Source organism: Mesorhizobium sp. WSM4848 (assembly GCF_055811375.1).
The window spans coordinates 1-25,420 of sequence record NZ_JBVVPX010000050.1 but is presented as its reverse complement, the minus strand read 5'-3'; the positions used below and the strand labels follow the sequence as shown (position 1 = coordinate 25,420).

General features: G+C 63.4%; 22 protein-coding genes, 1 tRNA gene and 1 pseudogene. 9 read left to right on the top strand and 15 right to left on the bottom strand.

What is annotated here, in order from left to right; genetic code table 11:
• The first annotated feature begins 4 nt into the window (after positions 1 to 4).
• Both AC0L16_RS30650 and AC0L16_RS30645 read left to right on the top strand, forming a co-directional pair.
• Positions 5 to 1,402, top strand: coding sequence for an NAD(P)(+) transhydrogenase (Re/Si-specific) subunit beta (locus tag AC0L16_RS30650; protein WP_473625211.1), 1,398 nt, complete (start codon positions 5 to 7; stop codon positions 1,400 to 1,402).
• On the top strand, positions 1,399 to 1,665 hold the full coding sequence (locus tag AC0L16_RS30645) for a helix-turn-helix domain-containing protein (protein WP_473625225.1): 267 nt from the start codon (positions 1,399 to 1,401) through the stop codon (positions 1,663 to 1,665). Before AC0L16_RS30650 ends, AC0L16_RS30645 begins: the two co-directional genes overlap by 4 nt.
• Here the strand turns inward: AC0L16_RS30645 and AC0L16_RS30640 are convergent.
• Together AC0L16_RS30640 and AC0L16_RS30635 are read right to left on the bottom strand one after the other, a co-directional pair.
• Complete coding sequence (locus AC0L16_RS30640) at positions 1,641 to 2,060, bottom strand: DUF1284 domain-containing protein (protein ID WP_473625209.1); 420 nt, start codon at positions 2,058 to 2,060, stop codon at positions 1,641 to 1,643. The genes AC0L16_RS30645 and AC0L16_RS30640 overlap by 25 nt on opposite strands.
• Positions 2,057 to 2,635: a biotin transporter BioY gene (locus tag AC0L16_RS30635; RefSeq protein ID WP_473625208.1), complete on the bottom strand. Its 579-nt coding sequence runs from the start codon at positions 2,633 to 2,635 to the stop codon at positions 2,057 to 2,059. The genes AC0L16_RS30640 and AC0L16_RS30635 overlap by 4 nt, the downstream gene beginning before the upstream one ends.
• A 408-nt stretch (positions 2,636 to 3,043) precedes the next feature.
• Here AC0L16_RS30635 and AC0L16_RS30630 point away from each other — a divergent pair, with 408 nt between their 5' ends.
• Positions 3,044 to 4,567, top strand: a complete 1,524-nt coding sequence (locus AC0L16_RS30630) for a hypothetical protein (protein WP_473625207.1) — start codon at positions 3,044 to 3,046, stop codon at positions 4,565 to 4,567.
• Between the two features lie 114 nt (positions 4,568 to 4,681).
• Here the strand turns inward: AC0L16_RS30630 and AC0L16_RS30625 are convergent.
• Positions 4,682 to 5,601 (bottom strand): annotated as a pseudogene (locus AC0L16_RS30625) (hypothetical protein).
• Positions 5,602 to 5,847: 246 nt separating this feature from the next.
• Positions 5,848 to 8,319: a DNA topoisomerase (ATP-hydrolyzing) subunit B gene (gyrB, locus tag AC0L16_RS30620; protein ID WP_473625205.1), complete on the bottom strand. Its 2,472-nt coding sequence runs from the start codon at positions 8,317 to 8,319 to the stop codon at positions 5,848 to 5,850.
• Between the two features lie 291 nt (positions 8,320 to 8,610).
• Here gyrB and AC0L16_RS30615 point away from each other — a divergent pair, with 291 nt between their 5' ends.
• Positions 8,611 to 9,981 (top strand): cytochrome P450, encoded by a 1,371-nt coding sequence (locus AC0L16_RS30615; RefSeq protein WP_473625203.1) that lies wholly within the window; start codon positions 8,611 to 8,613, stop codon positions 9,979 to 9,981.
• 14 nt (positions 9,982 to 9,995) lie between these two features.
• Here AC0L16_RS30615 and AC0L16_RS30610 read toward each other — a convergent pair whose 3' ends face one another.
• From AC0L16_RS30610 to AC0L16_RS30580, 7 genes are all read right to left on the bottom strand, one after another.
• Positions 9,996 to 10,970: a complex I NDUFA9 subunit family protein gene (locus AC0L16_RS30610; RefSeq protein ID WP_473625202.1), complete on the bottom strand. Its 975-nt coding sequence runs from the start codon at positions 10,968 to 10,970 to the stop codon at positions 9,996 to 9,998.
• 98 nt (positions 10,971 to 11,068) lie between these two features.
• On the bottom strand, positions 11,069 to 11,521 hold the full coding sequence (locus AC0L16_RS30605) for a DoxX family protein (protein WP_473625201.1): 453 nt from the start codon (positions 11,519 to 11,521) through the stop codon (positions 11,069 to 11,071).
• A gap of 360 nt (positions 11,522 to 11,881) precedes the next feature.
• Complete coding sequence (locus tag AC0L16_RS30600; protein WP_473625199.1) at positions 11,882 to 12,883, bottom strand: Ldh family oxidoreductase; 1,002 nt, start codon at positions 12,881 to 12,883, stop codon at positions 11,882 to 11,884.
• Positions 12,884 to 12,976: 93 nt separating this feature from the next.
• A complete protein-coding gene (locus tag AC0L16_RS30595) occupies positions 12,977 to 13,783 on the bottom strand; it encodes an ABC transporter permease (RefSeq protein WP_473625197.1) in 807 nt (268 codons plus the stop codon).
• Entirely contained in the window at positions 13,783 to 14,448 is a 666-nt protein-coding gene (locus AC0L16_RS30590; protein WP_473625224.1) for an ABC transporter permease, read from the bottom strand. Before AC0L16_RS30590 ends, AC0L16_RS30595 begins: the two co-directional genes overlap by 1 nt.
• 212 nt (positions 14,449 to 14,660) lie before the next feature.
• Positions 14,661 to 15,455, bottom strand: coding sequence for a transporter substrate-binding domain-containing protein (locus AC0L16_RS30585; protein ID WP_128188052.1), 795 nt, complete (start codon positions 15,453 to 15,455; stop codon positions 14,661 to 14,663).
• A gap of 50 nt (positions 15,456 to 15,505) precedes the next feature.
• Positions 15,506 to 16,318 (bottom strand): ABC transporter ATP-binding protein, encoded by an 813-nt coding sequence (locus AC0L16_RS30580; protein WP_036261459.1) that lies wholly within the window; start codon positions 16,316 to 16,318, stop codon positions 15,506 to 15,508.
• A gap of 218 nt (positions 16,319 to 16,536) precedes the next feature.
• Between AC0L16_RS30580 and AC0L16_RS30575 the strand changes: the two genes are divergently transcribed.
• From AC0L16_RS30575 to AC0L16_RS30565, 3 genes are all read left to right on the top strand, one after another.
• On the top strand, positions 16,537 to 17,385 hold the full coding sequence (locus AC0L16_RS30575) for a dimethylarginine dimethylaminohydrolase family protein (RefSeq protein ID WP_473625223.1): 849 nt from the start codon (positions 16,537 to 16,539) through the stop codon (positions 17,383 to 17,385).
• Positions 17,382 to 18,962, top strand: coding sequence for a 5-guanidino-2-oxopentanoate decarboxylase (locus AC0L16_RS30570; protein ID WP_473625196.1), 1,581 nt, complete (start codon positions 17,382 to 17,384; stop codon positions 18,960 to 18,962). The genes AC0L16_RS30575 and AC0L16_RS30570 overlap by 4 nt, the downstream gene beginning before the upstream one ends.
• Positions 18,963 to 19,124: 162 nt before the next feature.
• Complete coding sequence (locus tag AC0L16_RS30565; RefSeq protein WP_473625194.1) at positions 19,125 to 19,832, top strand: SDR family NAD(P)-dependent oxidoreductase; 708 nt, start codon at positions 19,125 to 19,127, stop codon at positions 19,830 to 19,832.
• A 169-nt stretch (positions 19,833 to 20,001) separates the two neighbouring features.
• Here the strand turns inward: AC0L16_RS30565 and rpsA are convergent, their stop codons facing one another.
• The 4 genes from rpsA to aroA form a co-directional block, all read right to left on the bottom strand.
• Positions 20,002 to 21,699 carry a 30S ribosomal protein S1 gene (rpsA, locus tag AC0L16_RS30560; RefSeq protein WP_027151507.1) on the bottom strand — a complete coding sequence of 566 codons (1,698 nt, stop codon included), beginning with the start codon at positions 21,697 to 21,699 and terminating at the stop codon, positions 20,002 to 20,004.
• A 205-nt stretch (positions 21,700 to 21,904) separates the two neighbouring features.
• Complete coding sequence (gene cmk, locus AC0L16_RS30555; protein WP_473625192.1) at positions 21,905 to 22,555, bottom strand: (d)CMP kinase; 651 nt, start codon at positions 22,553 to 22,555, stop codon at positions 21,905 to 21,907.
• A complete protein-coding gene (locus AC0L16_RS30550; protein ID WP_473625191.1) occupies positions 22,552 to 22,878 on the bottom strand; it encodes a hypothetical protein in 327 nt (108 codons plus the stop codon). Before AC0L16_RS30550 ends, cmk begins: the two co-directional genes overlap by 4 nt.
• A 3-nt stretch (positions 22,879 to 22,881) precedes the next feature.
• Complete coding sequence (aroA, locus tag AC0L16_RS30545; RefSeq protein WP_473625190.1) at positions 22,882 to 24,240, bottom strand: 3-phosphoshikimate 1-carboxyvinyltransferase; 1,359 nt, start codon at positions 24,238 to 24,240, stop codon at positions 22,882 to 22,884.
• Between the two features lie 196 nt (positions 24,241 to 24,436).
• Here aroA and AC0L16_RS30540 point away from each other — a divergent pair, with 196 nt between their 5' ends.
• Positions 24,437 to 24,823: a TIGR02300 family protein gene (locus AC0L16_RS30540; protein ID WP_077375256.1), complete on the top strand. Its 387-nt coding sequence runs from the start codon at positions 24,437 to 24,439 to the stop codon at positions 24,821 to 24,823.
• Between the two features lie 170 nt (positions 24,824 to 24,993).
• Positions 24,994 to 25,069, top strand: a tRNA-Ala gene (locus AC0L16_RS30535).
• Positions 25,070 to 25,420: the final 351 nt, after the last annotated feature.

Genomic DNA, 25,420 nt, shown 5'->3' with positions numbered 1-25,420 from the left:
CGCCATGAACGCCAACTTCGCCTCCTTCCTCTATCTGGTCTCCGGCATCCTGTTCATTCTGGCCTTGCGCGGCCTGTCGCACCCGACCACCAGCCGCCAGGGCAACATGTACGGCATGATCGGCATGGGCATCGCCATTGTCACCACGCTGGCGCTGGCGACCCCTTCGGCCGGAGGCTTCGGCCTCATCGTGTTGGGTCTTTTGATCGGCGGCTCGGTCGGCGCGGTCACTGCACGGCGCATCGCCATGACCTCGATGCCGCAGTTGGTCGCCGCCTTCCACTCGCTGGTTGGCCTTGCCGCAGTCATGGTGGCGGCTGCCGCCGTCTATGCGCCGGAAAGTTTTGACATCGGCACGGTCGCCGACATCCACGCCCAGGCGCTGATCGAGATGAGCATCGGCGTCGCCATCGGCGCCATCACCTTCACCGGCTCGGTCATCGCCTTCCTCAAGCTCGACGGCCGCATGTCGGGCAAGCCGATCATGATCGGCGGCCGCCATTTCATCAACGCCGCCCTCGGCATCGGGCTGATCGTGCTGATCGTGCTGCTGGTCACCACCGAGTCCAAGCTGGTGTTCTGGCTGATCGTGGCGGCATCGCTTGTCCTTGGCGTCCTTCTCATCATCCCGATCGGCGGCGCTGACATGCCGGTGGTCGTCTCGATGCTGAATTCCTATTCGGGCTGGGCGGCTGCGGCACTCGGCTTCACCCTCGGCAATCTGGCGCTGATCATCACCGGCGCGCTGGTCGGCTCGTCCGGCGCGATCCTGTCCTACATCATGTGCAAGGGCATGAACCGGTCGTTCATCTCGGTCATCCTCGGCGGCTTCGGCGGCGAGACTTCCGCCACTGCCGACGACGGCATCGAGCGCACGGTCAAGCAGGGTTCGGCCGACGATGCCGCCTATCTGATGATGAACGCGCAGAAGGTCATCATCGTGCCTGGTTACGGCATGGCGGTCGCCCAGGCGCAGCATGCGCTGCGCGAGATGGCCGACAAGCTCAAGGCCAATGGCGTCGACGTGAAGTACGCCATTCATCCGGTCGCCGGCCGCATGCCCGGCCACATGAACGTGCTCCTGGCCGAAGCCAACGTGCCTTACGACGAAGTGTTCGAGCTCGAGGATATCAACTCCGAATTCGCGCAGGCCGACGTTGCCTATGTCATTGGCGCTAACGACGTCACCAACCCGTCCGCCCGCGACGACAAGTCGTCGCCGATCTACGGCATGCCGATCCTCGACGTCGACAAGGCTCGCACCTGTCTGTTCGTCAAGCGCTCGCTCGGCTCCGGCTATGCCGGCATCGACAACACGCTGTTCTACAAGGACGGCACCATGATGCTGCTCGGCGACGCCAAGAAGATGACCGAAGAGATCGTCAAGGCCATGGACCACTGATCCCCGATACATCTTTAGTTGCTCGAAACAGAAACCCGGTTCCGCGCAAGAGGCCGAAGCTTTCCGAGTGGCAACAAAAGGAACTCCGCCGCATGTACGACACTGGCGAGTATTCGATCAGCGATCTTGCAGAGCTGTTTTCGATTTCACGCCCGACCGTCTACCGACCGGCAGGCGGCCGAAGCCGTCGGGCAGACGGTGTGAGCTTCCGGAATCGTCCCGCTGCGAGCGTTGCCTTTCACCGGAGTGCCACCGTTCTATAGTCTGAAGCGGCGATTGAACTGCAAAGGTCAAACCACTCGCACCCGCCGCAGGCACCCCGGGTGCGGCCCGAAGAGAACGCATCGCGCAGAGTTCGTAGAAGCGAGGGATGGAGCTGAAGTTCCATGTTCTCGGCAATCGAGTACCCCAGAAGCGTACCAACGCTGGCCGCCGCCTGACGGTCGCGCTCAGTCACGCTGTCGCGAAGGCAGTGCGGCTCCGCCTCACCGAGCAGGGGCGCGCAAATATCGTCAGGCCCGGAGGCGATCAGGATGTGTTCGCCTGCGGAGAGCCGAGCCGCGATCGCGTCGAAATTGGCGACGAACGCAGCGCTGTAACCTTTGCCTGCGTAAGTCAGCAGGCAAAGGAGATGGTGCGGCCGCAGCCGGACGGTCATTTTTGCGCGTGTGTCATGAGCTTGAGCGTGGTCGCGGCCAATGCCGACTTGAGCGCCCCGCCGATCAGGAACGGCGTGACGCCGTGGACAATTGCCTGTTCGATGCCAATGGCGACGGAAAGCCATGCTGCGCCCAGCACGAGGCAAAGCGCGTTGCCCAGGAGCATGGAGACGAACGCCAGCCAGGGGCGGCTGCCGTTCCAGCCGCGCTCCGCCAGCCATCCCGTGAGCGCGCCGACCACGGGGAAGGCAAAGAGGTATCCGGCGGTCGGGCCGACAAAGTGATGCGCACCGGCAGCGCCTCCAGATAGAACCGGCAACCCGATCGCGCCTTCGACCAACCATGCAACGATCGTGGCCGCGCCGAGTCGCCAGCCATAGACCGCGCCGATCAGGGTGACCGCAAAGGTCTGCATGGTCACGGGCACCGGAACCATAGGCACTTCGATGTAAGACGCCAGCGCCAGAAATACGGTTCCCAGGACGACCGCCCCGATCTGCCAGGACAGCGACCAGTCGCGGATACGCGGCGCGCTTGAAGCCGCGTGGCTGGTTGGGTTGGGGTTATGAGGCATTTGTGTTCTCTTTCGTACTGGCTGTGAAGCAGGCGCTATGCCTGAGCTGCGGGAACGACGTGCCGCCCGAAAGGACGGAGTAGCGGATCAGGCGGCTGTCGGCAACGGCGGCTTGCCGATGCTTCATGGCGGCGCGACAAACGGGGTAGGTCGCGCAGGCTGCGGGGCTGGATATTCCGCGATGAAACTGATGTCCCAGTGGTCGGCCTGCGGTCCGATCATCGTCAGCTCCAGCCTACCGCGCCAGACGATTCGTCCGCCAACCTGCCGTTTCGCTTTCCCTGCTAACAGTTGCTGCGTGTGCCGAGCGCTTGAATATGCGACGCTTTTTGCACTTGCTTTGGATTCAGCACTACGATGGGCAAGTTCCGTTCCGATGGACGGGATTTGTCACAAGCGGAGGCACCTTTGTCTGGCTCCCAGCCTGTCCCTTCGCCGACCAAGACCGGCTCGCCCGCGAAGGCCAGCCTGCCTGCCCCCGGAAAGGCGCCGCGCAAGCTCAGCCAGGCAGTGGTGATTGTGCATGGCATGGGCGAACAACGGCCGATGGACACGCTGAGGGAATTTGTTCAGGCTGTTTGGAGTCATGATCCCGCCCGCGCGCCGTTTTATGCCCATGTCGCCGATCCGGCCAGCCCCGGCGGCGAGAAGATCAACCAGAGCTGGATCACGCCCGACAGCCGGACCAATTCGCACGAGCTTCGCCGGATCACCACCCCTTACGACGTCGATGGCCGCCGCACTGATTTCTACGAGCTTTACTGGGCCGATATCACGCAAGGCACGACGCGGGGCCGGCTTGCGGCCTGGGTGACAAATCTGCTCTGGCGCAAGCCCGCCGACATTCCGCGCGACGCCCGCGGGCTCTATGTCGTTACTCTTCTGGCAGTCATAACAGTCTTGGGCGCGGCGTTCGTGCTCGCGACGTCGGCCTTGCAAGGGCATATTTCCTGGACCACGGGCATGCTCGTCACGATCCTGGCCTCGTTCGTCGTCTGGTCGGTGGACCGGTTCGGTCTTCCTTATTTCGGTGATGTGGCCGCCTATGTGCGGGCTGAAGCGGCGACGGTCGAGAAGCGCGCGCTTGTCCGTGACCGTGGCCTGACGCTGCTGAAGCGTCTCATGCTGGACGACGGCTACGACCGCATCGTGCTGGTCTCGCACAGCCTGGGATCGATTATCGCCTACGATCTGCTGCAGATATTGTGGGCCGATTTCAGGCCCCGAAAGCTGGAAGCCGCCCGCGACAAGGCGAGACTGAAAGCGATCCGCGCCGTCGACAAGTCCACGCTCAAGTCAGATGGTTCCGCGTGGCCGGACAGCTTGGATGACCTCTCCGGATTCCGCCGCAATCAGTGGGAACTCTACCGCCACCTCCGCGCCAGCGACGCCGATCATCCTTTGCCTTGGAAGATCAGCGATTTCGTCACGCTCGGCAGTCCTCTGACCCACAGCGAATTTCTGGTGACCTACGATCTCGCCGAATTCAGGCGCGGCATCGCTGAGCGGCTGTTCTCGGCATGTCCGCCGATCGCCGACACGGCGGCCGGTGGAACCGTCCTCTATCAGGAAGGGCGCAGCCGTTCGGGCAAGCCGCAGCGGGCGGTGCACCACGGTGCGGTGTTTGCCGCGACGCGCTGGACCAACATCTTCGACAGGGGCAATGGCTGGCTGACCGGGGACCCGATCTCAGGACCGATGGCGGAAAATTTCGGCCCCGGCGTGGAGAACATTCAGGTCGAGCTGCGCAGTTCGCTTGGCCGTATCTTCACGCACACGCTCTACTGGTCGCTGAAGGCGACCGGCGTCGAGATCGCGGCAGCCGCCGGTACTCCGCCGCGCTCGCATATCGGCGTGCTGCGTGACGCCGTCGATCTCGGCCGCAAACTGGAGCCAAGCCAGGCCGCGCCGACGACTTCTGCCGGAAGATAGGCCCGCTGGTTTCGGCGAACCAGCGCGCAATCCATACCGAGGACGTCGTCAAAACAACCGGTCGATGCGATGCCGGGGAAAGTCCCGGCGTCGATAGAACCCCTCAAGCACCGGTCAACGGTTGGTCAGGAAGACCGCCTCCTCGTCGTCGCGCTGCCTGCCGCCAAGTGCTGCCGCGGCGCTTGCGATGAACGCGCCGACGACCAGGGACAGCGCGCCAAGCAGCGCGAAGGTGGCACCGGCTTTCCTGGCGGTATCGGCAGCCTGCTGGGCCTGGACCTTCGCCTCTTCGACCCTGGCAAGAACGGCATCGACACGGGTCCTGGCATCGGGGTCCGACAGCCCGGTGCGGGCAGCTACCAACTGCGACAGATAGGTCTTGTCGTCGGCTGACACTTCGCCTGCTGCTGCGCTCGCGATCAAAATGCGCGAGGCCTGCGCCGTCGCCGCCGCATCGCTCTCCGGGTTGGCGGCGGCAAACCTGGCCGCATCGGCCGGGCGGAACAACGCATCGACGAAGTACGACGTTGCTTTGTCGGTCGCGGCGCCTCCGGCGTTTGCAGTAGCACCGGCCGAAGCGCCCATTGCCGCGCCCGACGCGACTGTCGAAGCGGCCTGGACGCCGGTTCCCACAGCTGCGGAAAGCGCCGAGCCGAGCACACCGGCGACGAGTAACGTTGCAAGCGCCCAGGCGAGGAAGCCATGTGCGGTGTATCGCGGAAAAAGACCTCATCGGTGTGGACGCCGACCCATTTGGTGCGTAGGCGCCCGGCAAGATAACCGCCTACGGCCGACGACAGCCACTGCACGATGATCAGCCACGCAGCCGTGGAGGCCGCGAAAGTTGTGACTGAGGTGCTCAAGCCGGACCACGGCGAAACCATCGTCAGCCCGAGCCCGGAGCCGAGCAGCATCAGGATCAATGTTAGCGTCGAGGCAGCAAAGGCGCCCGCCACGATTGACCCCCAGCTGACAGCGGTAGAAGAGGATTCCGTCGGTGCGGAAACGTCGACAGCCGTTAGGGTTGACTGCATGTCAGCCCCCTAACGTGCGAAAAGCATGATGAGAATAATGATCGGAATCGGGACTCCGAGAAGCCAGAGCAAAATGCCACGTCCCATGAGTGCCTCCTGCGGCGATTGTGTTCGATTACAATGCCTTGGATGCTCTTCCGTTCCGACCGGCCCTCATGATCCTTTGTTGCGACGCAGCAGAGATCGTTGGTGGGCCTGAGCCTACCAATTACCTTAAGTCTCCGAAGCTGAGCAGCTGCTTGGGCCTCAAATATCCAGATTGGCCACCGACAGCGCATTGTCCTGGATGAACTCGCGCCTGGGCTCGACCTCGTCGCCCATCAGCCGCGAAAACAGCGAGTCGGCGTCCGTCGCGTCGTTGACCTTGACCTGTAAGAGCGAGCGCACATTCGGGTCGAGCGTTGTTTCCCAGAGCTGCTCGGCGTTCATTTCGCCGAGGCCCTTGTAGCGCTGCATGGTCAGGCCCTTGCGGCCGGTGGCAAACACGGCGTTGAGCAGCGCCAGCGGTCCCGAGATGGTTTCCGACACATCCCTGCGGCGCAGCACCGGCGGCTCGCCATAGACTTCTGCGAGGCGCGGCGCATAGCGGTCGAGTTGGCGGGCGTCGGCCGAATTGATAAGCGCGAGATCGAGATGCGCGAACTCCTTGACGCTGCGCACCGTGCGCTCGAACACATAGCCGCCGACCCCTTCGTTCGAGGTCGACATGCGGCCGGTCCAGCCGCGTTCGGTGTCCTCGGCGATGATGTCGAGGCGCCGGGCGACACGCTCGGCCATGGCGTTGGCTCGGCCGAGATCGGCGAAGACGTCCGGATTGAGTGCGCCGGCGATCGCCGCCTGCTCGACCACGCCTCTGTTATAGCGGGTGTGCAGCCCGTTGATGAGCTGGCGCACCGCCAGCGCATCATCGATGGCGCTGCGCAGGTCCTGCCCGGCCCGCACCTCGCCGGTGCTGAGCGCAAGCGACGCCTCTTCCAGCCCTGAGCCGATCAGGAATTCCTCGAAGGCGCTTTCGTCCTTGATGTATTGCGAGCTCTTGCCGCGCGTCACTTTGTAGAGCGGCGGCTGGGCGATGTAGAGATGCCCGCGCTCGATCAGCTCCGGCATCTGCCGGAAGAAGAAGGTCAGCAGCAAGGTGCGGATGTGGGCGCCGTCGACGTCGGCGTCGGTCATCAGGATGATCTTGTGGTAGCGCAATTTGTCGGCATTGAACTCGTCCTTGCCGATCGAGGTGCCGAGCGCGGTGATCAGCGTGCCGATCATGTCGGAGCCGAGCATACGGTCGAACCGGGCCCGCTCGACGTTGAGAATCTTGCCGCGCAGCGGAAGAATGGCCTGGTTCTGGCGCGAACGGCCGCCCTTGGCCGAGCCGCCGGCGCTGTCGCCCTCGACGATGAAGATTTCGGACTTCGCCGGGTCGCGTTCCTGGCAGTCGGCCAGCTTGCCGGGCAGCGAAGTGACGCCGAGCGAGCTCTTGCGGGTGATGTCGCGCGCCTTGCGCGCGGCTTCGCGCGCCGCTGCCGCCTGGATGACCTTCTCGATGACCACCTTGCCCTCGGTCGGGTGTTCTTCGAGCCAGGTGCCGAGCGCCTCGTTGACGAGCCCTTCCACCACCGGACGGACTTCGGACGAGACCAGCTTGTCCTTGGTCTGCGAGGAGAATTTCGGGTCGGGAACCTTGACCGACAGCACGGCCGTCAGCCCTTCGCGGCAATCGTCGCCGATTAGCGCCACCTTCTCCTTTTTTGTGAGGCCGGTGGATTCGCCATAGCCGGTAATCTGGCGCGTCAGCGCGCCGCGGAAACCGGCAAGATGCGTGCCGCCGTCGCGCTGCGGAATGTTGTTGGTGAAGGCCAGCACGTTCTCGTGGTAGCTGTCGTTCCACCACATGGCGACTTCGACGGTGATCCCGTCGCGCTCGGCCTTGATGGCAATCGGCTTGTCGATCAGCGGCTTCTTGACGCGGTCGAGATATCTGACGAACTCCTCGAGCCCGCCATCATAGTGCAGCTCATGGCGCACGACGTCGGCATGGCGGGCATCGGTCAAAATGATGCGCACGCCGGAATTCAGGAAGGCGAGTTCGCGCAGCCGGTGCTCCAGCGTGCCGAAGTCGAACTCGACCATGGTGAAGGTCTCAGTCGACGGAAAGAAAGTGATCTCGCTGCCGCTGCGCCCCTCATAGGTGCCGGCAACCTTGCGCTGCTCATAGCTGCTGGTGACCCGCAGCGGTCCGTCGGCATTGCCGTGCGTGAAGCTCATCTCGTAGATCTGGCCGTTGCGGCGGATTTTCAGCTTCAGCCAGGCCGACAGCGCGTTGACGACCGAGACGCCGACGCCGTGCAGGCCACCGGACACCTTGTAGGAGTTCTGGTCGAACTTGCCGCCGGCATGCAGCTGCGTCATGATCACTTCGGCCGCCGAAATGCCTTCGCCGGTGTGGATATCGGTCGGAATGCCGCGGCCATTGTCGATGACCGTCACCGAACCGTCGGGATTGAGCGTCACCGTGACGAGGTCGGCATGTCCGGCCAGCGCCTCGTCGATGGCGTTGTCGACCACCTCATAGACCATGTGATGCAGGCCCGAGCCGTCGTCGGTATCGCCGATATACATGCCGGGCCGCTTGCGGACGGCGTCCAAGCCCTTCAAAACCTTGATGGAATCGGCGCCGTACTCGGCCTCAGCGCCGTTGGCGTTGTCGATCTGATCGCTCATGAAAACCTGTCTGATTGATGCCGCACATCCAGCGCAAAAAATCGGCTCCGAATCGCGCGTCCTTGATGGCCCAGATATAGGTGCAAAAGGCGGTTTTTCCAAGGTTTGCAAGCATTTCCGAATGGAAGAAGAGCGCGCCTGGCCGGCCAGAACATCGGGCCCAAATGTGGAACCGGTTTGAGAACTGAGTGGCGGCACATTTCCGGAGAGCGGGCGCTTCGCCCTTGCCGTTCGGCGACATGGACGCTTGGCTTGCCAGCCACTACATTGAGATGACCAGCGGAGCACGCCATGGACAGTCAGCCCGCCCCCTTTGTCCCGCCGGCGCCGAAGCCGCGCATGTCGCCGCCTTCGACGCTGGAGATGATCCGCATCGTCTATCGCAATCCGCTCGAACTGTGGGGCGAGCCGACCTACAACCAGCCTTGGATTTCGGTGACCGGCATCGGCGGGCCGCTGGTCATCGCCAACGACCCCGGTCTCATTCGCCACGTGCTGGTCGACAATGCCAAAAACTACAAGATGGCGACGGTGCGCCAAATGATCCTGCGGCCGATCCTGCGCGACGGCCTGCTGACCGCCGAGGGTGAGGTCTGGCGGCGTTCACGCAAGGCGATGGCGCCGGTGTTCACGCCGCGCCACATCTTCGGCTTTGCCGAGCCGATGCTGAGGCGTACGCGGGAGTTCGTCACCCGTTACGAGGGCGGCGGCACGTCGGACATTGCCCACGACATGACGCTGCTTACCTTTGATATCTTGGCCGAGACGCTGTTTTCCGGTGAGATATCAGGTGAGCCGGGCAGCTTCGCCAAGGAGATTGACCGGCTGTTCGAGACCATGGGCAGGGTTGATCCGCTCGATCTGTTGAGGGCGCCAGACTGGCTGCCGCGCCTGACCCGCATCCGCGGCCGCAAAACCATGGCCTACTTCCGCAAGATCGTCACCGACACCGTCAAGATGCGCGAAGAGCGGCTAAAGCACGATCCGGACAAGGTGCCGCAGGATTTCCTCACGCTTTTGCTCAAGGCGGAGGGACCGGACGGGCTGACGCGCGCCGAGGTCGAGGACAACATCATCACCTTCATCGGCGCCGGCCATGAAACCACGGCGCGTGCGCTCGGCTGGACGCTCTATTGCCTGGCCGAGGCGCCTTGGGAGCGCGAAAGGATCGAGCGCGAGATCGACGCCGTGCTGGCGCGCGAGCCCGATCCGACAAAGTGGCTCGACGCCATGCCGTTCACCCGCGCCGCCTTCGACGAGGCGCTCAGGCTTTATCCGCCGGCGCCGTCGATCAACCGCGAGCCGATCGAGCCTGAAACCTGGAACGGCCTCTACATACCGAGGCGTGCTGCGGTGCTGGTCATGCCGTGGGTCGTCCACCGCCATCGCAAGCTGTGGGACCGGCCCGACGCCTTCATGCCCGAACGTTTCCATCCGGGAAATCGCGAGAAGATCGACCGTTTTCAGTATTTGCCGTTCGGCGCCGGTCCTCGCGTCTGCATCGGCGCCAGCTTTGCCATGCAGGAGGCGATCATCGCTCTGGCGATCATGCTGTCGCGCTTCCGCTTCGATACCACCGCCGAGACCAAACCGTGGCCGGTGCAGAAACTGACGACGCAACCGCAGGGCGGCCTGCCGATGCAGGTCACGCGGCGCCTTTGAGCCTGCCTGATTGGCTATTCCGCCGTCTTGCGCTGGAACTGGCCGGCGGGCCGGTAGCGCCAGAGATAGCTCGGCAGGATGCTGCCGATCGACTGTGGCTGGATATCGAGACCGGCGAGCGTCCGGTTTTCCCGAATGGCCGCGTCCGACACGATGTTGTCCTCGCGCAACTGCAGGACCTGATCCTTGGTCAGCAGCGGATTGGGCAAAAGCCCGAGGATCGAAGCCTGCATGTTTGCCACCCACCACGGCACCGACACCAGGAACCGCTTGCGATCGATCATGGCAAGCATTTCCTGCATGCATTGCTTGAAGGTGAGCACCTGCGGTCCGCCAAGCTCGTAGATCCGGCCGCCCTCGACTTTGCCGTCGACCGAGCGCGCCACCGCTTCGGCGACATCGCCGACATAGACCGGCTGGAATTTGGTCAGCCCGCCGCCGATCAGTGGCAGGACCGGCGAATAGCGCGCCATGCTGGCGAAGCGGTTGAAGAAACTGTCCTCGGGGCCGAAGTTGATCGAGGGCCGCAAGATGACCGCATCCTCAATCGTTTCCAGGACCGCTTTTTCACCGAGCGCCTTGGTGCGCGCATACTCGGATTGCCCGTTCAGATCGGTGCCCAGCGCCGAGATATGGGTGAGCCCGGCGCCGACGGCGCGCGCCGCTTCGGCGACCGCGCGTGCGCCGAACTCGTGGACGGGCGTGAACTTCTGCCGGCCGCTCTCATGCAGGATGGCTACCAAATTGACGACATGGTCGGCGCCCTGCACGGCGCGGTCGACCGACCAGCGCACGCGAATATTGGCCTGCACCGGCTGGATCTGGCCGACATTGCCGAGCGGCTGCAGATGGCCGGCGAGATCGGGCCGGCGGCAGGCGACCCTGATGCGATAGCCGCGCCTGGCCAGCGCCCGCACCACATGGCGGCCGACAAAGCCGGAGCCGCCGAACACGACGACGAGCTTTGGGGTCTGCAGGATTTCGGTCATTGCTGCCTCCGGCGGGTTGGCTGAAGCCGTTCATAATCCGTTTCGCGCCGAAGGCAAAGGGCGATCCTTTGTCGCCGTTTGCCGGCGTGTCGGCTGGTTCAGAACGCCTTGCCGATGCGCGCGTCGACCGATTGGCGGTTGCCGCCGCGGATCACGAAGAAGAACAGGAGCGCCGCCCATAGCAGCGATTTTTCGGCACCCGAAAAGCCCTCGCCCATGGTGACCCAGTGGAACCAGACGGTGACCAGAAGCACGAACATTCCGGCGAAGGCGGCCGGGCGGGTCAAGAGACCGATGGCGATGAAGATGCCGCCGAAGAACTCGGTGCAGGCCAGCAGCACTGACCAGAACGCGCCAGGATAGAAGCCGAGGCCTTCGACCATCTCGGCGGCGCCGAGCGGGTCGATGATTTTGCCAGAGCCATGGATGGTGAGGAAGATGCCGGCCACGGCGCGCAGCATGGTTTCGGAGGTGGTGTGCAGCGCCCCATAGAGGCTGGCAAGGGCCGGAACGAAAAGATTGGTGCTGGGATTGTCGGTGCTTGCGGTCATTGGGGCTCCTCGTTTGCTGCTTCGCGCAAACACCCGACCACCTCGGTCAAAGTCAAATGAACAAAAGTTGACCACAGCAGGTATGTTAACTGATCAGATGCGAGAGAACGCAGAAAACCCCGCCGAAGCGGGGTTTTCCGGGTGACTTCCATATACGAAATCAGGGGCCGACGAGGCGGCGGCCTGACCTGAGACGGTATCAGGACGGCGTGAGGCGCCCGCCCCAGCCCTGGACATTCGACCGGATGTCACCGCCCGGGCAAACCCCACCCCGGACAGGCATTGGTCGGGGCACCGCGCAAAAAGGTTCAACGGCGGCGAAAAAATCGCAGACAAACTTTCAGGAAGAATACCGCGCTTTCAGGAAGGATATCGGGCGGCGAATTCGGAAATGCGCTGCACCACGGCTTTCGGAGCCGTTATGCCCCGTGCCGCTGCCTTCTCCGCCGCTTCGGCCCGGGCACGGCCGGGCACATGCACGCCGTAGCGGCGGCGCAACCGGTCGAGCTGATCTTTCATGCGCTTCTCGAAATTCGGATCGAGCAGCTTGGGCTCGACGGCCAGCACGAAGAGGCCGGTTCCGGGACTGTCCGGTCCGTCGGTGAACCATGGCGCATCGAGCGACCAGTTGGCACCCGACAGGCCCGCCGCCAGTACTTCGACCATCAGTGCGATGTTGGCGCCGCGCTGGCCGCCGAAGGCAAGCATCGCGCCTTTCATGGCGGCGGCGGGATCGGTGGTCGGGTTGCCGCTCGCGTCCAGTGCCCAGCCTTCTGGAATTCTCGTGCCGTCCTCGGCCGCCTTGCGGATGTTGACGAAGGCGGTGGCGCTCGATGACTGGTCGATCACCAGCGGCGCTCCGTCGGCGGCGGGCGCGGCGAAGGACATCGGGTTGGTGCAATAGACCGGCTTGACCGAGCCGGAGCCGGCAAGCACGGCCGGTCCATTGGTCGCGGCGAAGGACACCAGCCCCTGCGCGGCCAGCCGTCCGGTGAAATAGCCGAGCGCGCCGCATGTATAGGCGTTCTTCTGCGAAAAGATGGCGACGCCGAACAGGCGCGCCGCCTTGGCGAGATCGTCGATGGTGCGGTCGAAGCCGGTATGCGCCAGACCGCCGCGCGCGTCCGAGAGATAGATCGCCAACGCCGGTCTGGTGATGACCGGCTCGGCCTTGCCGTCGATGCGGCCGGCCTCCAGCGCTTCGAGATAGTCGATGAAATGCGACAGTCCGACCGTCGACAGACCTTCTGCCTCGGCCCCGACGATGGAGGCTGCGAGCGACTGCGCCGCTTCCTCATTGGCGCCGGCGCCGAGCGCCGCCATCCGGCACAGCCCTGTCGCCTGCTCGAGACTGAGTTGCATCTTTAGCTGCCCTGAAGCTCTAGCGAATAGGGAGTAGCGAGTAGAGGAGATCAGCGAGCTACTCGCTATTCGCTACTCCCTAATCGCTCCTCACTAACCAATCTTGTTCGGGATCCGCGCCTCGATCTTGCCGAGGGCGAAGACCAGGATGCCGGTGATCGCCATATAGATCAGCGCCAGGAGCAGCAAGGGTTCATAGGTGAGGAAAGTGCTCTGCCGCACCTTTGACGAGACGGCGAATATGTCGATCACGCTGATGGTCGCCACCAGCGGCGTCGATTTCAGCTGCAGCACGGTTTCGCCGGTCAGCGTCGGCAGCGCCCGGTAGAAGGCTTGCGGCAGCCAGATCCGCCGCAGGATCTTCCAGCGGCTCATGCCGAAGGCACGTGCCGCTTCCAACTGCCCTTTCGGCACCCCGGCAAAGGCACCCCGCATGACTTCCCCCTCGTAGCCGGCGAAGGACAAGGTCAGCGCCAGGACGCCGTAGGGCCACGCTTGCCTGAGATACGGCCACATCCAGGACTGGCGTACCCATGGGTACTGCGGAAACAGCGAGCCGAGCCCATAATAGAGCAGCCAGAGCTGCAGCAGCAGCGGCGTTCCCCTGATGATGGTGCAGAAGGCCTTGGCAGGCGCCGCAAGCCAGAACGGGCCGGCAGCTTGCGCCAGCCCGAGCGGCACGGCGAGCAGGAAGCCGAGTGTGCAGGTGACTACTAGAATCCAAAGCGTGCGCCAGAGGCCGACAAGCGCCATCTCGTAATATTGCGGCAGCCAGTCCCAGCGCATGAAAAGAGCGGCCGCAAAAACCAGCGCCAGCGCTATCAGGACCAGCACGACACGGTGCGGTTGCAGCCACAGCGACGCTCGCGCAACATTGACGATGATCGCCTCGCCGGCCATCAACGCGCCTCCTTGAGGGAGGGCATGCCGCGCCGAGCCCGGGCCTCGATGCGGCCGATGATCAGATTGGAGACCAGCGTCAACAGAAGATAGATCACGCCCGCGGCGAGGAAGAAGGTAAGATAGGCTTTGGTTACGCCCGCCGCTTGCCGCGTCGCCAATGTCAGTTCGAAGAAGCCGACGACCGCCAGCAAGGCGGTGTCCTTGGTGGCGATCAGCCAGAGATTGGCAAGGCCCGGTATGGCGAAAGGCAGCATCGCCGGAAGCGTGATGCGCCGCAGCAGCAGGCCGGGAGACATGCCATAGGCGCGCGCGGCTTCGATCTGTCCCTGCGGAATGGCAAGGATCGCGCCGCGCATCACCTCGGTCGAATAAGCGCCCTGGACGAAGCCGAGCACGGCAATGCCGGCCACCAGCCCGCTGATATCGATGCGCTGATATCCCATTGCCGTCAGCAACTGGTTGATCAAATCGGTGCCGGCATAATAGAGCAGCAGGATCAGCACCAGCTCCGGCACGGCGCGGACGATCGTCGTATAGACCGCCAGCAGATCGCGCACCACGGGCCCGCCATAGAGCTTGCCATACGCACCGCAGATGCCGATGACGAGGCCGAGACCGAACGCACCGGCAGCGATCTCGACCGAGTGGAGCAGTCCGACCAGAAGCGTTCCGCCCCAGCCAGGTGGCGTCGGCGAAAGCAGTTCGATGATGCGGGCCACAGAGGCCGGAAGAAATGCGTCGATCAGCGTCGCCCCCGAATTGCTGGCGCCAAAACCGTCGGCAATGCCGTCAGCAGAAAGCTTGCCTGGGTGGATTTCGACGAAGCCACACGGCGCGCTGTCCGCGCCGCATGGTTATTCCCTCAGGGATGCCGTCAATTCGCCTGCGGATCGTCGCCGTAGATGTCGAAATCGAAATATTTCTTGCTGATTTCGTCATATTTGCCGTTGGCCCGGATAGCCTTGATGCCGGCATTGATCTTCTCCTTCAACTCGGTATCTTCCTTGCGGACACCGGCGCCGATGCCGGGCCCGAGAACGGCCAAATCCGGCGCGACCATGCCCTTCAGGTCGCAGCATTGCTTGCCCTGATCCGATTTCAGGAATGCGTCGAGCGCGATGGAATCAGCCTGCACCGCATCGAGGCGACCGGCGGCAAGATCCTGATTGGCTTCGTCCTGGGTCTGGTATTCCTTGATTTCCGCTGCTTCGGTGAAGTGCTTCTTGACGTAGTCGGCATGCACGGTCGAAACCTGGACGCCGATGATTTTGCCCTTGAGATCTTCCGGTGTAGCGCCGAACTTCTGGTCCTTTGGCCCGATGATGGCGGTCGGGGTGTTGTAATATTTGTCGGAGAAATCGATCGTCTTCTTGCGTTCGTCGGTGATCGTCATCGAACTGGCGATGACGTCGATCTTCTTGGTCGTCAGCGCCGGGATGATGCCGTCCCAGGCGACGGGGGTGATGACGCAATCGAGTTTCTGCTCGGCGCAGACCGCGTCAATGAATTCGATCTCCCAGCCAACCCATTTGCCGGAAGCATCCGGCGAGGTAAACGGCGGATAGGGTTCGGCAGCGACGCCGATCTTGACCGGCTCGGCCTTTGCCATGCCCATCGCGGCGACGCCGAGCAGCAGTGCTGCGGCAAATGTTTTCAGAACGGTCTTCATGCCAAAAACTCCCAGTTTGTTGTTGTTCCCGTTTTTTCGTCCGCCTCGGCTTAACCGATGTTGCGGATGAATTGCTTCAGCCTTTCGGATTTCGGCGCGCCGAAGATCTGCTCCGGCGGCCCTTCTTCCTCGACCAGCCCGTTGTAGAGGTAGACGACATGTGTCGCGACCTCGCGAGCGAACTTCATCTCGTGGGTGACCAGCACCATGGTGCGGCCTTCGCGCGCCAGATCGCCGATCACCTTCAGCACCTCGCCGATCAGTTCCGGGTCGAGCGCCGAGGTCGGCTCGTCGAACAGCATGACGCGCGGATTGATGGCCAGCGCCCGGGCGATGGCCGCACGCTGCTGCTGGCCACCTGACAGATAGGCCGGATAGACATCGCGCTTTTCGGCCAGGCCGACGCGGGCAAGCAGCTTTTCCGCCTCGGCGATGGCAACATCGCGCTTGACGCCCAGAACATGCACCGGAACCTCGATGACGTTCTCGATCAGCGTCATGTGGCTCCACAGATTGAAATTCTGGAAGACCATGCCGAGCTTGGAGCGGATGCGCTCGATCTGCTTGCGGTCGGCGGGAACGGTGTGGCCATGGCTGTCGGCCTTCATCCGGATCTCCTCGCCATTGACGCGAACGATGCCGCTGGTCGGGTTCTCCAGGCAATTGATGCAGCGCAGCAGTGTCGATTTACCCGAGCCGCTGCCGCCGATGATGGCGATGACCTCGCCGTCGCGCGCCGACAGCGAAACGCCTTTCAGCACATGCAGTTCGCCGAATCTTTTATGCAGGTTCTCGACATGGATGGCTTCGGCGGCGTCGTTCTGCGCCGTATACTTCAGGGCGGGGGCCGTGCCTTGCGCTATCACCTTTGCGGTGCCTCACGAAGTGGCTGGACCCGTCGCTGCTGGACTTTTTTACCCATTACCATCACTAGACAGACTTCTCATTCTCAAGATGTACCGTTCCGCTTGCCTCCGTCAACCATGCTTTTTGGACCATTGATCACGGCTCGCTGAGTGGCTATTGGCTGGGATGGGCGTTTAAGGAGCACTTGTTGGCAAAAGAATACGGGTCGCAGTCCATGGCCGGGCCCCTGCAGCGCGTGCTGATGCGGTCCGCCGCAAGCGCCATGCACCGCGCCAAAGCATCGGAATGGCACTATGGTGCGGGCTTCGATCCGCAAAAGGCCGCCGCCCAGCATCAGGCGCTGACGGCGCTGGTTCTGGCATCCGGCGCCGCGATCGAATGGCTGACCGACGCCGATGACGGGCTTGCCGATTCGGTCTTCACACACGATCCTTCGCTGATGACCGACCACGGCGCCATCATCCTTGCCATGGGCAAGGCGCTGCGCCGGGCCGAGCCCGGCCTGCACGAGGCGGCCTACAAGCGCCTGGGCGTGCCTATCCTCGGCCGCATCGAGCCTCCCGGACAGGTCGAGGGCGGCGATTGCGTCTGGGTGGATTCACGGACCCTGGCCGTCGGCCGCGGCGTGCGCACCAACCAGGACGGCATCCAGCAACTCGCCAACCTGCTCACCCCCAGGGGTATCCAGGTCTATGGCTACGACCTGCCGCTCTGGCATGGCGAGGACGCCTGCCTGCATCTGATGTCGGTGATCAGTCCGCTCGCCGACGATCTGGCGCTGGTCTATGCACCGCTTTTGCCGGCTGCCTTCTACCAGATGCTGCGGGCGCGAGGCATTCGCCTGGTCGAAGGCGACGCCGGGGAATTCTTCGCCTCCAACGGCCTCAACCTCAATGTGCTGCCGACCGCGCCGCGCGAGGTGATCGCCGTTGCCGGCTTCCCGAAGACGGCGGCGGCCATGGCGGCCGCCGGCTGCAGGGTTTCAACCTTCGAGGCGGATGCGCTGTGCATCGCCTGCGAGGGCGGACCGACCTGCCTCACACGTCCGGTGCTCAGACAATGACGACACTCGGCGAAGCGCTCATCACTTTGCTCGAAGCCCATGATATCGACACGGTTTTCGGCATTCCGGGTGTGCATACGGTCGAACTCTATCGCGGCTTGGCGCGTTCGAAGATTCGCCACGTCACCCCGCGTCATGAACAGGGCGCCGGGTTCATGGCCGACGGCTATGCGCGCGCCAGCGGCAAGCCCGGCATCGCCTTCGTCATTACCGGACCGGGGCTGACCAACACCATCACCGCTATGGGCCAGGCCCGTGCCGATTCGGTTCCGATGCTGGTGATCTCGGGCGTCAACGCCACGCCAACACTGGGCAAGGGCCTTGGCCATCTGCACGAACTGCCCGACCAGCGCGGCATGATGGAAAAGGTCGCGCTGTTTTCGCACCGTGTCACCGACGCCGACGAACTGCCGGGCGTTCTTGCCCGCGCTTTTGCCCTGTTTTCGTCGTCGCGTCCGGGCCCAGTCCACATCGAGATCCCGACCGATATCATGGTCAAGCCGGCCGATGGCATCGCCGCTTTGCTGACGAATGTCGCGCCGCCCGAGCCGGATCCGGCGGCGATAGCAGAGGCGGCAAAACTTTGCGCGGCTGCCCGCCGCCCGCTGATCCTTGCCGGCGGCGGCGCCAAGAGAGCCGAAGCGCCGTTACAGCGCCTTGCCGAAAGGCTGGGAGCGCCGGTTGTCCAGACGGCCAATGCCCGCGGCCTGCTGTATCGCCATCCGCTCGGCGTGCCGGCCAGCCCCAGTCTGAAGGCGGTGCGTGCATTGATGGCCGAGGCCGATCTGGTCATTGCCGCCGGCACCGAATTCGGCCCGACCGACTACGACGGATATAGCGACGGCGGCTTTGTCCTGCCGTCCAATCTGATCCGCATCGACATCGGCGCCGACCAGCTTGCCCGCCGGCCCGCCCGGATTTCGATCCATGCCGATTGCGGCGCAGCACTCGAGGCGCTGCTTGTCGAGATTGGCACGGACCAGCCGCCATCGGGCGACGGTCAGGCTCGCGCCACTGCGACAAGGCAAGCAGCCTTTGCCGAAATGGCCCCGGCTCTCCAGGCGCAAACCCGCGCCGTCGAGATGATCCGCGATGCATTGCCGGGCTCGATCATCGTCGGCGATTCGACCCAGCCGGTCTATGCCGCCAACCTCTACTACGATCACGACCGTCCGGGCGGCTGGTTCAACGCCGCAACCGGCTTCGGGGCGCTGGGCTATGGTCCGCCGGCGGCGATCGGCGCAGCCCTTGCCGTGCCTGATGCGCCTGTGGTTTGTCTCACCGGCGACGGTGGTTTCCAGTTCACGCTGCCGGAGCTTGGCGCCGCGCTCGACGCGGCGGCGCCGGTGATCTTCGTCGTCTGGAACAATCTCGGCTATCGCGAAATCGAAACCTCGATGCTCGATGTCGGCGTCGAGCCGGTCGGCGTCTCACCGGCACCGCCGGATTTCTGCAAGCTAGCCGAGGCCTATGGCATCGCCGCCGAGCGGCTCGCCGGCATCGGTCATCTGGCAGACGCACTCAAGCGCGCGCGGGCGACCGGACTGCCGTATGTCATCGAGATCACCGTCGATTGAGTGCTGTGGCCAGCGTCCGCCTGGCAATTCGATCCGCGTCGGATGGCCGACGTTCTGACGCGCATAAGCGGCGCTGCGTCATCAAGATTTCGGTTGAGTGATCGCGCGAAAGGCGCGACCTTCGGCGGCGGTGCGGCATAAGAGTGACAGGAGCGGTCGTAGATGACGGATACACTGGACGGCAGGCATGTTGTGGTGACCGGCGGCACCGGAGCGCTCGGTGGCGCGGTTGTCGGCAAACTGCTGGAGCAGGGCGCGATCTGCCATGTGCCCAACGCCCATGCCGCCGCGCCCGCGCATTTTCCTTTCCCGGCACATGAGCGCGTCAGGCTGGCGCACAATGTCGATCTCGCCGACCCCGCCAAGGTCGATGCGTTCTATGCCAGCGTTACCGATTTGTGGGCATCGATCCATCTGGCCGGCGGCTTCACCGCCGCGCCGGTCGAGAAGATCGAGCCCGCGTCCTTTGCCGAAATGATGGACACCAACGCCCGCACCACCTTCCTGTGCTGCCGCGCGGCGATCCGCTCGATGCTGAAATCTTCCGTGTCGGGCCGCATCGTCAATGTCACGGCGCGCGCCGGGCTCGACCTGCGGCGCGGTTCCGGCATGGTCGCCTATGCCGCCAGCAAGGCGGCGGTCGCCGCAATGACGGTGGCGATGGCGGAAGAACTCAAGGGCAAAGGCATTCTGGTCAACGCGGTCGCGCCTTCGACCCTCGACACGCCGGCCACCCGGGCTGACATGCCGGCCGCCGATTTCGGCAAATGGGTTAGCCTCGAAGCGGCGGCGGAGGCCATTGCCTACCTCGCTTCGCCGGCCAATCTGGCGATGAGCGGCACACTGGTGCCGCTTTACGGCAGGGCCTGATTTATCTCTTTGTTTTAGAGCGGACCCACAATCGGTTCCCACTCATGGGTCAGGCCCGAGGACAGGTTTTTGGGTCCGATCCCTATGACCACGGTCAAAACAAAAACCCCGCCGGATCGCTCCGACGGGGTTTGTCTACAGGCCGCGCGCGAGGCGTGGCGTTGTAGAGTTAGCTGCCCTGCTTCTTCAGCGCGGCACCCAGGATGTCGCCCAGCGAAGCGCCGGAGTCGGTCGAGCCGTATTGGGCAACCGCTTCCTTCTCTTCGGCGATCTCCAGCGCCTTGATCGAGACCTGCAACTTGCGGGTCTTCTTGTCGAAGGCGATGACGCGGGCGTCGACCTTTTGGCCGACAGTGAAGCGCTCGGGGCGCTGCTCGTCGCGGTCACGGCTGAGGTCGGAGCGCTTGATGAAGGTCTCGATGCCGCTGTCGACCAGCCGCACTTCCAGGCCGCCATCCTTGACGCCGGTGACCTCGCAGGTGACGACCGCGTTCTTGCGCAGTTCGCCTGAAGTCGCCGCCTCGCCGGCCGTGTCCTTGGCCAGCTGCTTGATGCCGAGCGAGATGCGCTCCTTGTCGATGTCGACGTCAAGCACCTGCGCCTTGACGATGTCGCCGCGATTGTACTCCTCGATCACCTGCTCGCCCGGACGGGTCCAGTCGAGGTCGGAAAGATGGACCATGCCGTCGACATCGCCTTCGAGGCCGATGAACAGGCCGAACTCGGTCTTGTTCTTGACCTCGCCCTCGACCTGGCTGCCGACCGGATGGCTGCTGGCGAAAGCCTGCCACGGATTCTCGAGCGTCTGCTTGAGGCCGAGCGAGATGCGGCGCTTGGCCGGATCGACCTCGAGCACCACCACGTCGACTTCCTGCGTCGTCGACAGGATCTTGCCGGGATGCACGTTCTTTTTCGTCCACGACATTTCCGAAACGTGGATGAGACCCTCGATGCCCGGCTCCAGCTCGACGAACGCGCCGTAGTCGGTGATGTTGGTGACGGTGCCCTTGATCTTCTTGCCGATCGGGAATTTCGTCCCGATCTCGGACCACGGATCGCTCTCGAGCTGCTTCATGCCGAGCGAGATACGGTGGGTTTCCTGGTTGATGCGGATGATCTGCACCTTGACCGTCTGGCCGATGTTGAGGATTTCGGTCGGATGGTTGACGCGGCGCCACGCCATGTCGGTGACATGCAGCAGGCCGTCGATGCCGCCGAGGTCGACGAACGCACCATAGTCGGTGATGTTCTTGACCACGCCTTCGACCACCTGGCCCTCTTCGAGGTTCTGCACGATTTCCGAACGCTGTTCGGCGCGGCTCTCCTCGAGCACGGTGCGGCGCGACACCACGATGTTGCCGCGGCGGCGATCCATCTTGAGGATCTCGAAAGGCTGCGGATTGTGCATCAGCGGCGAGACGTCGCGGATCGGGCGGATGTCGACCTGGCTGCGCGGCAGGAAGGCCACGGCGCCGTCGAGATCGACGGTGAAGCCGCCCTTGACCTGGTTGAAGATGACGCCTTCGACGCGCTCGCCCTTGGTGAACTTCTCTTCGAGACGGACCCAGCTCTCTTCGCGGCGCGCCTTCTCACGCGACAGCATCGCTTCGCCAAGCGCGTTCTCGATGCGCTCGACATAGACCTCGACCGTGTCGCCGACCTTGAGCGTCGAATCCTTGCCCTTGACGCCGAATTCCTTCAGCGGCACGCGACCTTCGACCTTGAGGCCGACGTCGATGATTGCCATGTCTTTTTCGATCGCAGTGATCGTGCCCTTGACGACTTGGCCTTCGCCGGAATGGCCGGCGGAAAAAGATTCTTCGAGCAGGCTCGCGAAATCATCGCGAGTGGGATTTGCAACTGACATAGTTTCTCCTGGAATGCCCCGCATCTCAAGCGGGGGCGGGCGCCGTGGGTTAGCGTTGCGTTGGCCTGCCGGCGTTCCGGGCTTCAAAAAAGCCCTTGGCCGCCTAAGCGGCAATTCCGGCGCATGAAGAATGCTGGCAGGCTGGTTCGTGCCCGATATGGGTATCTTTTCGCCGCCGGCAATCGACAACGGCAGGAAACCCGGCTCAGGCTTTGTTTCTCTTGGCCAGAACGTCGTCGATGATCGCTTTGGCCGCCAGGAACGCGGCTTCTATAGCCATTTCCGACGTGTCGAGCAAGTGCGCGTCGGCGGCCGGCTTCAGCGGCGAGTCGGCGCGACCCATGTCGCGCTCGTCGCGGCGCAGGATATCGGCGAGGATTTCGTTGAAATCGGCGGTGCCGCCGATGCTCTCGATCTCGGCCAACCTGCGTTGTGCCCGCACCTCGGCGCTCGCCGTCACATAGAGTTTTATGTCGGCGTCGGGACAGACGACGGTGCCGATGTCGCGGCCGTCGAGCACGGCGCCCGGCGGCGCCTTGGCGAATTCGCGCTGCTTTTCGACCAGTATGCGCCGCACCGAAGGGAACACTGCCACTTTCGAGGCCGCTTCGCCGACCGCATGCGCCGACAGCACCGACCGATCGAGCTTGGCCAGGTCGACCTGGCGGGCAGCGGTCTCGGCGGCCGAGACATTGTCGAGCGGCAGGCCGAGCCGAAGCAGCGCATGGGCCACCGCGCGATAGGTGAGGCCGGTATCGAGCAGGTTCAGCCGGTAATGGTCGGCCAGACGCCGCGCCAGCGTGCCTTTGCCCGCGCCTGCGGGGCCGTCGATCGCGATGGTGAAGGTTGGACTCATCTAGCGTGCCTAAACAGACGGAACGCCAGTACCGCCAAGGCGATCAAAACCGATAATGGCAACGCAATTAAAGGTATTACGCCGATTGTCATAAAGGCCATTGCACCAAACGCTTTGAAAAGCCCCGCAAGAAAGATCCAGTCGTTATTCCCAAGAAATGTGGCTGCATAAAATGACAGGTAGATGGTCGTGAATTGAAGGGCCAAAAGCCAGAAAAGAAAAGCGAAAACGCCAAATCGTTCTTTAAAAACGAGGCGTTCGATCAGATACGGGATCAGCGCAGCTCCCAGGCAAGCTGCTAGGATTGGCCAATCCTGCAACATCGGCTAATCGATCTCCGCCCCCAGCCCCCTCATAAGGCCCATGAACTCCGGAAAGCTGGTCGCGATCATCGCCTGGTCGTCGATGGTGACAGGCTTTTCCGTTGCCAGTCCCATGACCAGAAAGCTCATGGCAATGCGATGGTCGAGATGGGTCTGGACGATGGTGCTCTTTCCGTTCGGGTGCTGGCCGAGCCCCTTGCCGCCTGGTTTTCCACGCACCGCCAGCGAGGCCTCGCCCTCAGTGCAGTCGACGCCGTTGAGCTTCAGCCCTTCGGCTACTGCCGACAGCCGGTCGGATTCTTTCACCCGCAACTCTTCCAGCCCCTGCATTAACGTCTCACCCTCGGCGAAGCTGGCGGCGACGGCAAGCACCGGATATTCGTCGATCATCGTCGGCGCCCGTTCGGGCGGCACGGTGACGCCTTTCAGCTCGGAATAGCGCACGCGCAGATCGGCGACATCTTCGCCGCCTTCATTGCGCGGGTCGACAATGTCGATCCTGGCGCCCATTTCCTGCAGCGTCAAAAGAAGACCGGTGCGGGTCGGGTTCATCAGCACGTTTTCGATCGTGATGTCCGAGCCCGGCACGATCAGCGCCGCCACCAGCGGGAATCCGGCCGAGGACGGGTCGCCCGGCACAGCGATCGTCTGGCCGGTGAGCTTGCCCTGGCCCTCGATGAAAATGTGACGCACGCCGCGCTCGTCGGTCTCGACCGACAGATTCGCGCCGAATCCCTTCAGCATCTTTTCGGTGTGGTCGCGCGTCATCACCGGCTCGATGACGGTGGTGACGCCGGGCGTGTTCAGCCCGGCGAGCAGCACCGCCGACTTCACCTGCGCCGAGGCCATCGGCACGCGGTAGGTGATGGGTGCGGCGTGCTTGGGCCCGTGCAGCGTGATCGGCATGCGATCGCCGGGCGTCGCCTTCAGCACCTGCACGCCCATCTGGCGCAGCGGTTCGAGCACGCGGCCCATCGGCCGGCCGGACAGCGAGGCGTCGCCGATGAAGGTCGTCTCCATGTCATAGGTGCCGACCAGGCCCATGGTGAGACGCGAGCCGGTGCCGGCATTGCCGAAATCGAGCGGGCCTTCCGGCTGCAGCAGCGCGCCGTTGCCGGTGCCGCGGATCACCCATTCAGTGCCGCGCTTCTCTATATGCGCGCCCATCGCCTTCATCGCCGCGCCCGTGCGCATCACGTCCGCGCCCTCCAGCAGGCCGGTGATGCGGGTTTCGCCGGAGGCGAGGCCGCCGAACATGAACGAGCGGTGCGAGATCGATTTGTCGCCGGGTACCCGTGCTGTGCCTGAAAGCGCTGGCGATTTGCGGGCGGTGGCCGGTTTCGGGGCGGCAGTATGCGACATGGGTTTTCCTTGGGTGAAAAACGCCGGTGGCCGGCCTTTTTCTTGTGGTTTGCGCGGTCTCGTATCACGGCGGACGGAAATGGTCATCCCCTTGCAAGAGGTCGCTCAACGCGCGGATTTGTGACCTTGGCTTTAGGCTTTGACAGCGCCGTAAACTGTGGTTATGGGGACCAAACTTTCATCGACGAGGCTTGCTGTGGCAAAACCCGAACTTGGCACCAAACGCATCGACCCCGAGACGGGTCAAAAATTCTATGACCTGAACAAGGATCCGATCGTCTCGCCCTATACCGGCAAGAACTATCCCCGCTCTTATTTCGAGGAAGGCAAGACTGCCGCCCCTGAGGAGGAAGAGGAAGTTGCCGAGAAGGAAGTCGACGCCGAGGAGGAAGAGGGCGTCGAGGTCGTCTCGCTCGAAGAGGCGGACGAGGATGCGAAACCCGACGATCTTCCCGATCTCGGCGATGACGAGGACGATGTGGACCTCGGCGACGACGACGATACCTTCCTCGCCGACGAAGAGGAAGAGGACGACGATGTCGCCGACATGATCGGCGTCGGCGACGACGACGACGAAGTCTGATCCGGCCTCTCACACAGTGCCCGCCGACTTTCGTGGGGTCTTGATAAAAAGCGGCTCTTAAAGGCTTGATATTGACGGAAGGCGGGGTTAGAAGCCGCCTGCACTAACGGCGCGGTCTCAACCCGCGCCGGATCTCTTCGCCGGTAACGGCGCCGGTAGACTGCCGGAGTGGGGCCATAGCTCAGTTGGGAGAGCGCTTGAATGGCATTCAAGAGGTCGTCGGTTCGATCCCGATTGGCTCCACCAAAAGTTCCACAGTGTTTTTAACTAGTTAACCTCCAGCCCTTCGGGCCATCTTCCCTTGCAGGCTCTCTGGGCACCGCCGGGGCACCGCCAGACGCTTTCTCGACCTAAAAAAATGTTTTGCCCGGTGGCCGAGTGGTTTAAGGCAAAGGTCTTGAAATTTGAGCTTCGCAAGTCGCTCACCAATTCATCCCCGGAACGGGTTGCGGTCTGTTTTTGGTTGGCACAGCAGGTCCGCGGGTACGCGTCAGGCCTGTCGCATGAAATGTGCGGTGTCGCCCCCCGCCGCAGCGACAGCCTTCGCTATTCCTTCTTGTCGACCAGCGCCCGTAGTGCCGAGACGTCATGCAGCAA

Excerpts from the sequence above, each read along its gene's own strand:
- AC0L16_RS30640 (WP_473625209.1), bottom strand. The coding sequence starts at position 2,060 with ATGACCGTCCGGCTGCGGCCGCACCATCTCCTTTGCCTGCTGACTTAC.
- rpsA (WP_027151507.1), bottom strand. The coding sequence starts at position 21,699 with ATGTCAGTTGCAAATCCCACTCGCGATGATTTCGCGAGCCTGCTCGAA.
- cmk (WP_473625192.1), bottom strand. The coding sequence starts at position 22,555 with ATGAGTCCAACCTTCACCATCGCGATCGACGGCCCCGCAGGCGCGGGC.
- AC0L16_RS30650 (WP_473625211.1), top strand. The coding sequence starts at position 5 with ATGAACGCCAACTTCGCCTCCTTCCTCTATCTGGTCTCCGGCATCCTG.
- gyrB (WP_473625205.1), bottom strand. The coding sequence starts at position 8,319 with ATGAGCGATCAGATCGACAACGCCAACGGCGCTGAGGCCGAGTACGGC.
- AC0L16_RS30615 (WP_473625203.1), top strand. The coding sequence starts at position 8,611 with ATGGACAGTCAGCCCGCCCCCTTTGTCCCGCCGGCGCCGAAGCCGCGC.
- AC0L16_RS30550 (WP_473625191.1), bottom strand. The coding sequence starts at position 22,878 with ATGTTGCAGGATTGGCCAATCCTAGCAGCTTGCCTGGGAGCTGCGCTG.
- AC0L16_RS30575 (WP_473625223.1), top strand. The coding sequence starts at position 16,537 with ATGGCCGGGCCCCTGCAGCGCGTGCTGATGCGGTCCGCCGCAAGCGCC.
- AC0L16_RS30610 (WP_473625202.1), bottom strand. The coding sequence starts at position 10,970 with ATGACCGAAATCCTGCAGACCCCAAAGCTCGTCGTCGTGTTCGGCGGC.
- AC0L16_RS30570 (WP_473625196.1), top strand. The coding sequence starts at position 17,382 with ATGACGACACTCGGCGAAGCGCTCATCACTTTGCTCGAAGCCCATGAT.
- AC0L16_RS30565 (WP_473625194.1), top strand. The coding sequence starts at position 19,125 with ATGACGGATACACTGGACGGCAGGCATGTTGTGGTGACCGGCGGCACC.
- AC0L16_RS30585 (WP_128188052.1), bottom strand. The coding sequence starts at position 15,455 with ATGAAGACCGTTCTGAAAACATTTGCCGCAGCACTGCTGCTCGGCGTC.
- AC0L16_RS30600 (WP_473625199.1), bottom strand. The coding sequence starts at position 12,883 with ATGCAACTCAGTCTCGAGCAGGCGACAGGGCTGTGCCGGATGGCGGCG.
- aroA (WP_473625190.1), bottom strand. The coding sequence starts at position 24,240 with ATGTCGCATACTGCCGCCCCGAAACCGGCCACCGCCCGCAAATCGCCA.
- AC0L16_RS30605 (WP_473625201.1), bottom strand. The coding sequence starts at position 11,521 with ATGACCGCAAGCACCGACAATCCCAGCACCAATCTTTTCGTTCCGGCC.
- AC0L16_RS30635 (WP_473625208.1), bottom strand. The coding sequence starts at position 2,635 with ATGCCTCATAACCCCAACCCAACCAGCCACGCGGCTTCAAGCGCGCCG.
- AC0L16_RS30595 (WP_473625197.1), bottom strand. The coding sequence starts at position 13,783 with ATGGCCGGCGAGGCGATCATCGTCAATGTTGCGCGAGCGTCGCTGTGG.